A 5,795-nucleotide genomic window follows, 5' to 3' on the forward strand; every position below is an offset into this window, starting at 1 on the left:
TTGGCGTAGCCTCTCCTTGGAGAATCGAGATGAGCTAAAATTACCTTGAGAGGAAGTTGTTTCTTTACTGAGTTAAGAAGATCGACATGGTACTAGCAGAATCTAAGACAATTAGCTTTGATGATTTTATTACCTGGTTGCCAGAACGATCGGAATATCGCTACGAACTCAGAGATGGAGAAATCCTCGAACTGCCCAAACAACCGACTATTTCAGTTTATTGTTTAGTCGATGGTGAATACGATCTACATCAATTTAGAAGCAGCGAACTAATTAAGTCACTAACATTTCCAGATTTGGAACTCTCGATCGATAGAATGGGTTGATAAAATGATGAGTCGATATAGATCGAGACAGCTAATATTTATGGGGTTGTGGACGGCGATCTCGCCGACATGCTTAGCAATAGTTGGCGGTACGTTTTGGTTCACTCAACTCATCTGGTATCCAACTTCTGATTTGCGGATCTCGATCGCAGTTTATCTCAGTTATTGGCTGCTGCTGGGAATGCTGCAAGGAGCGTTACTTTTTAAGTTTCAACACCAGAAGTTAGCTTATAGGTGGTTTTTGACAACGAGTATCACTGGATTCTTAATTATGTTTCTCCACGATCTACATACTCTGGTTTTTGATATTGATACTGGAGGTCAAGGAGCCTTATATCTAATGCTCAGTTTACCGTGTCTGGCGATATTAGGTGGCCCGATATTAGGGTTTGCTCAATTTGAATTGCTTCGGCGCGTATATCCAGCAACTAGCTTTCGTTGGTATTGGTTTGCACTCAGCCTCATATCGTGGAATCTCAATGTTGGGGCATTTTTTTTAGCCATATATACACAGTTACCATTTGTAATTCCTTTTCTAGCTGCTGCTGCTGGAACTGCACTCAAAGGTTATGGTGTGATGAAGCGTTTGCAAATCTAAAAGAGTATTGTGGAATCGTTGGCGGAGCCTCTCGGAACGAGAATCGAGTTCTTGTAATACAAAAGTTGTAGCCGTGTTATGAAGCTACTTCTGGATGAAAATCTCTCAGACAAAATCGTTCGGAAAATTACTGACTGATACCCTAACTCTGCACATGTCAATTTAAAGCTGGAGAAGCGGAAAGTATCTTGGTATTAGAGTAGCTTCTAGCTATGATTACGGCAAAAAATGGATCGAGTATTGTGGAATCGATCGAGTTCTTGTAATATACAAGTACCATTGAGCAGCGATCGATCGTGACACCTGAAATCATTACCCGCACCGAAAAACTTCGCGTCAAACTCCAGGCGGCTGGCTATGCTTACTACGTTCTCGACAATCCCGTCATGGAAGATGCCGTGTATGACAGGTTGTATCGCGAACTCCAAGATTTAGAGAATCGATATCCCGAATTAGTGACTGCGGATAGTCCGACTCAGCGTGTCGGCGAACGTCCCGCGTCGGGCTTTGTTTCCGTCAAACATAATATCTCGCTTTATAGCCTCGAAAATGCCTTCGACATGGCGGAATTTGCCAAATGGGAGGCAGGTTGGCAGCGAAATATGGGGAGTCAGGATGCCGAATATATCTGCGAATTGAAGATCGATGGTTCGGCGATCGCACTTACATACGAGAATGGATTATTGGTGAGGGGTGCGACGCGAGGCGACGGGGATACGGGGGAAGAAATAACTCAAAATGTCAAGACGATTCGATCGATTCCACTCAAGTTAAATATTGAAAATCCGCCGCCAATAGTCGAAGTACGGGGTGAAGCTTTTTTACCGATTGCGGTGTTTGAACAGCTCAATCAGGAACGGGAAAAAGCAGGCGAACAACTCCTCGCCAATCCCCGAAATGCTGCCGCCGGAGCATTACGCCAATTAGACCCCAAAATGGTCGCTCAGCGGAAATTAGATTTCTTTGCTTATACGCTGCAAATTCCGACGACAACCCCTGAAACCGAACTCCACAGCCATTTAGAATCGCTAGAAATGCTGGAACGGATGGGGTTTAAGGTCAATCCCCATCGCCAATTATGTGCCGATGCTGCGAAAGTGGGTGAATATTACGATCGCTGGAATACCGAGCGGTTAAATCTCTCCTACATGACAGATGGTGTCGTCGTCAAAATTAATGACTTCGCGGTGCAGCAAGAACTCGGCTTTACTAATAAATTCCCCCGTTGGGCGGTGGCTCTCAAATATCCCGCCGAAGAAGCGCCGACGCGGGTATTGGATATCAGTGTAAATGTCGGCAGAACGGGGGCAATTACGCCCTTGGCGCACCTGCAACCCGTCCAACTGGGGGGAACCACAGTTCAGCGGGCAACGCTGCACAATGGCGATCTGATCGATGAATTAGATATTAGAATTGGCGATACTGTTATCGTCTGCAAAGCTGGCGAAATCATCCCCAAAGTCGTGCGGGTATTGAACGATTTGCGTCCGCCAGGAACCTCACCTTTTAAAATGCCGACAAATTGCCCCGTGTGCGACACGGTAGTCGTCAAATCAGAGAAGGAAGCGGTATTGCGCTGCAATAATCCGAGCTGTGCGGCAATTCTCAAGGGTTCATTGGTACATTGGGTGAGTCGGGATGCCCTAGATATTAATGGTGTCGGCGAGAAGTTAATCGAGCAATTAGTCGATCGCAAATTTGTCAATTCAGTTGCGGATTTATACGATCTCACTGTTGCCAAGTTGATGACTTTAGATCGCACGGGCGAGAAGTCGGCAACCAAAACAATCGAAGGTATTGCTAGTTCTAAATCCCGTCCGTGGTCGCGGGTATTATATGGGTTAGGGATTCGACAAATCGGGAATAATGGCGCAAATATCATCACCGAAAGATTCCCCTCGATCGAGCTATTATTGCAAGCATCGATCGTCGATCTCCAAGATATTCGGGATGTGGGATTGGAAACTGCTCAATCCGTCTATAATTGGCTCAAACAGCCAGAAAATATCGCATTAATCGATCGACTCAAAGCAGCGGGATTACAATTTGAGCGCTCGACAGATGCTGAGAATAATAATATTCTGAGTCAAACTTTTGCAGATAAAACTTTTGTAATCACTGGTACATTACCAACTCTTAAGCGCGATGATGCTAGAGACTTGATTTTGAGTCATGGTGGCAAAGTTTCGGATTCGATTAGTGCCAAAACTGACTATTTACTAGCAGGTGAAAAGGCAGGCTCGAAGTTAGCGAAGGCGGAAAAGTTAGGAGTAAAGGTGATTTCTGAAGCTGAGTTACTAGAGCTAACTAATGAAGGATGATGTAGTAAGTAAATGGGTGCAGTTATTTGTGAAGTAGATTGTGCCTGAAACCTAGTTGGTGGGAACTTTCCACCCTACTAAATGCCACTGAATTATTAGTCCGAGAAGGCGGACTTTGCACTCCTAGCGGCGGTTTCTAACCGCTGGGGTTATGGTTAGCAACTTGGGTTAATAGTACGAAAAATACCTAACAATCGCATACTTTAGGAGGCTAAAACTCATGTCAAAGAATGTAATATTTTGGACAAGCTCGATCTGGATTAGCATGACGATTCCGATCGTCAGATCGGCAAGTATCGCCGCTACCGCACCAGAAGTCGCCAAAACAGCTAAAGCAGTAACCGTCCAGATCTTAGAGCCGGGAAGTCAAGGATCGGGAGTGATTCTCCAGCGCCAGGGAGATACTTATACCGTACTTACCGCCGCTCATGTGGTGAGGAATAAGAACGCTGCATTTACAATCGCCACTTCAGATGGTAAAAAACATCAGCTTGTCAGCAATTCGATTCGTGCGGCTGCGGTAGATCTCGATTTAGCTGTAGTCAAATTTCGCACTTCCGAAAACTACCCCATCGCCAAACTCGGCAATTGCAATCTATTAACCGAAGGGATGGATTTATATGTAGCTGGATATCCAGCAGCAACCGCAGCTATTAGCAAATCTGTATTTGTATTTCGGACGGGAAAAGTCTCAGCCAATAGCACTCAAGTTTTAGATAAAGGTTATTCGTTAATTTATAGTAATGACACTTTACCAGGGATGAGTGGTGGTGCGGTATTAAATCAGGTTGGAGAAGTAGTAGCTATTCACGGTAGAGGCGATCGCGAGCGTAATGCTAATGGAGAATTAGGACAAAAAACTGGATTTAATCTGGGTATTCCGATTAACCGCTTTGCAACTATTGCCGCTAATTTGGGTGTGAATCTAGACCAAAAATTGACGCCAATTTCGCCAGATCGATCGCCCAAAGCGGATGACTACTTTGCACTTGCCAATCAAAAATTTGAAAAAGGTAATTATCGCGGTGCATTAGCAGATTACGATCGCGCGATTGCCCTCAAACCTGATTATGCCAAAGCTTATCGAGCTAGATCTACGGTAAAGTCCGGCAAAATCGGCGATCCCCAAGGCGCACTAGCCGATTTGGATCGGGCAATTCAGATCGCTCCCAATGACGGACTAGCTTACGCTATCCGTGGTTTTCTCAAGCACGACTCACTCCAAGATTCTCAGGGAGCATTAGCCGACCTAAATCGATCGATTCAGCTCGATCCTAACAATAACAATGCTTATGCAATGCGCGGCGGCATCAAATATCAAAAGCTCAACGATCCACGGGGAGCATTAAATGACTTGGATCGGGCAATCCAGCTCGATCCCAATGCTGCCAATTCATATCTTTTACGCGGTATTGTTAGATATCAAGCATTCAAAAATAGCCAGGGAGGATTAGCCGACTTAAACCGCGCTATTCAACTCGATCCGCAGAATGCTAACTCTTATGTACTGAGGGGACTAATTTACAATTCGATCGGCAATCGGACAGTAGCTATTAAAAACATCCGGCAAGCAGCAAAACTCGCCAAACAGCAAGGAAATCGACAAGTATATCAACAAGCAACTGATTTCCTCAACAATTGGGTGCAAATGCAACCGAATCGGGATTTTAATTGCTACTCGATCCATATTGCCAGAGAGTGTCGATCGATTGCGATGGACACTCTCTAAGATTTTATTGAATTTTACCAAAATTTCTAGCATCGAGAATTTCCCGAATTACCATCTTCAAATAATCGATCGTCGTCAATGGATCTACGCCCAAATCCCCATGTTCTCTAGCAGCCAAAATTCCGGCTTGAGAGTGCCACCAGGCTGCTGTCGCGACAACTTCTGCCAGATCGACATTTAACCGACTCTCAGCAGCAATTAAACCGCCAATCAGTCCCGTTAGAATATCACCACTACCGCCTCTAGCTAGAGCTGGAGTACTTTCAGGAATCACGATCGGTCTACCATCATAACTGATAACAGTTCTCGCTCCTTTGACTAATACAACTGCACCGCTAGATTGGGCTGCCGCGCTTGCCGCAGCGAGTTTATTTGCTGTCGGAATTTTGGTAAATAAACGTTTGAATTCACCGATATGCGGGGTTAAAATTGTGGGATGTGTCCGGGTGGATATTGTTGCTTCTAAACCTAGTTTAGCGATAATATTTAGGGCATCGGCATCGAGAACGATCGGACAATTTGTGGATAGGATTTGTTTGATTACTTTCGATGGTCGCTCGGTTAATCCGCACCCACAGGAGATCGCTTGATATTTGCTAAAATCTAAATCTGGTAGCGATTTAATCGTCCCTGCTTCGGTTTCTGGACAACCAATAATTAAGGCTTCAGGTAAATAATTTAATAAGGTGGGTTTAAGTGACTTTGGAACTGCGATCGATAACATGCCGACGCCAGTAGCTCTAGCTCCCAATCCAGCTAAAATTGCCGCACCACTATATTGTTCTGAGCCGACAATTAGTAATAGATGTCCTTGATGATAT

Annotated in this window: 5 protein-coding genes; 4 read left to right on the forward strand and 1 reads right to left on the reverse strand. The window is 44.8% G+C overall.

The window, feature by feature from the left end:
* Positions 1-86 precede the first annotated feature (86 nt).
* The 4 genes from RMO35_RS09895 to RMO35_RS09910 all read left to right on the forward strand — a co-directional run bounded on the left by RMO35_RS09895 (position 87) and on the right by RMO35_RS09910 (position 4,974).
* Positions 87-326, forward strand: coding sequence for a hypothetical protein (locus RMO35_RS09895; RefSeq protein ID WP_309740759.1), 240 nt, complete (start codon positions 87-89; stop codon positions 324-326).
* A gap of 4 nt (positions 327-330) precedes the next feature.
* On the forward strand, positions 331-924 hold the full coding sequence (locus tag RMO35_RS09900; protein WP_309740762.1) for a hypothetical protein: 594 nt from the start codon (positions 331-333) through the stop codon (positions 922-924).
* A 296-nt stretch (positions 925-1,220) separates the two neighbouring features.
* Entirely contained in the window at positions 1,221-3,245 is a 2,025-nt protein-coding gene (gene ligA, locus RMO35_RS09905) for an NAD-dependent DNA ligase LigA (RefSeq protein ID WP_309740766.1), read from the forward strand.
* Between the two features lie 220 nt (positions 3,246-3,465).
* Positions 3,466-4,974 carry a tetratricopeptide repeat-containing serine protease family protein gene (locus tag RMO35_RS09910; RefSeq protein WP_309740767.1) on the forward strand — a complete coding sequence of 503 codons (1,509 nt, stop codon included), beginning with the start codon at positions 3,466-3,468 and terminating at the stop codon, positions 4,972-4,974.
* A 4-nt stretch (positions 4,975-4,978) separates the two neighbouring features.
* Here RMO35_RS09910 and RMO35_RS09915 read toward each other — a convergent pair.
* Positions 4,979-5,795 (reverse strand): NAD(P)H-hydrate dehydratase (locus tag RMO35_RS09915; RefSeq protein ID WP_309740770.1); only part of this gene is annotated, 817 nt, incomplete at its 5' end.

The sequence above is a fragment of the Chamaesiphon sp. OTE_20_metabat_361 genome, from assembly GCF_031364565.1.

What these genes read in the sequence shown, in the direction of transcription:
- RMO35_RS09900 (WP_309740762.1), top strand. Translation starts at nt 331, where the DNA reads ATGATGAGTCGATATAGATCGAGACAGCTAATATTTATGGGGTTGTGG.
- RMO35_RS09895 (WP_309740759.1), top strand. Translation starts at nt 87, where the DNA reads ATGGTACTAGCAGAATCTAAGACAATTAGCTTTGATGATTTTATTACC.
- RMO35_RS09910 (WP_309740767.1), top strand. Translation starts at nt 3,466, where the DNA reads ATGTCAAAGAATGTAATATTTTGGACAAGCTCGATCTGGATTAGCATG.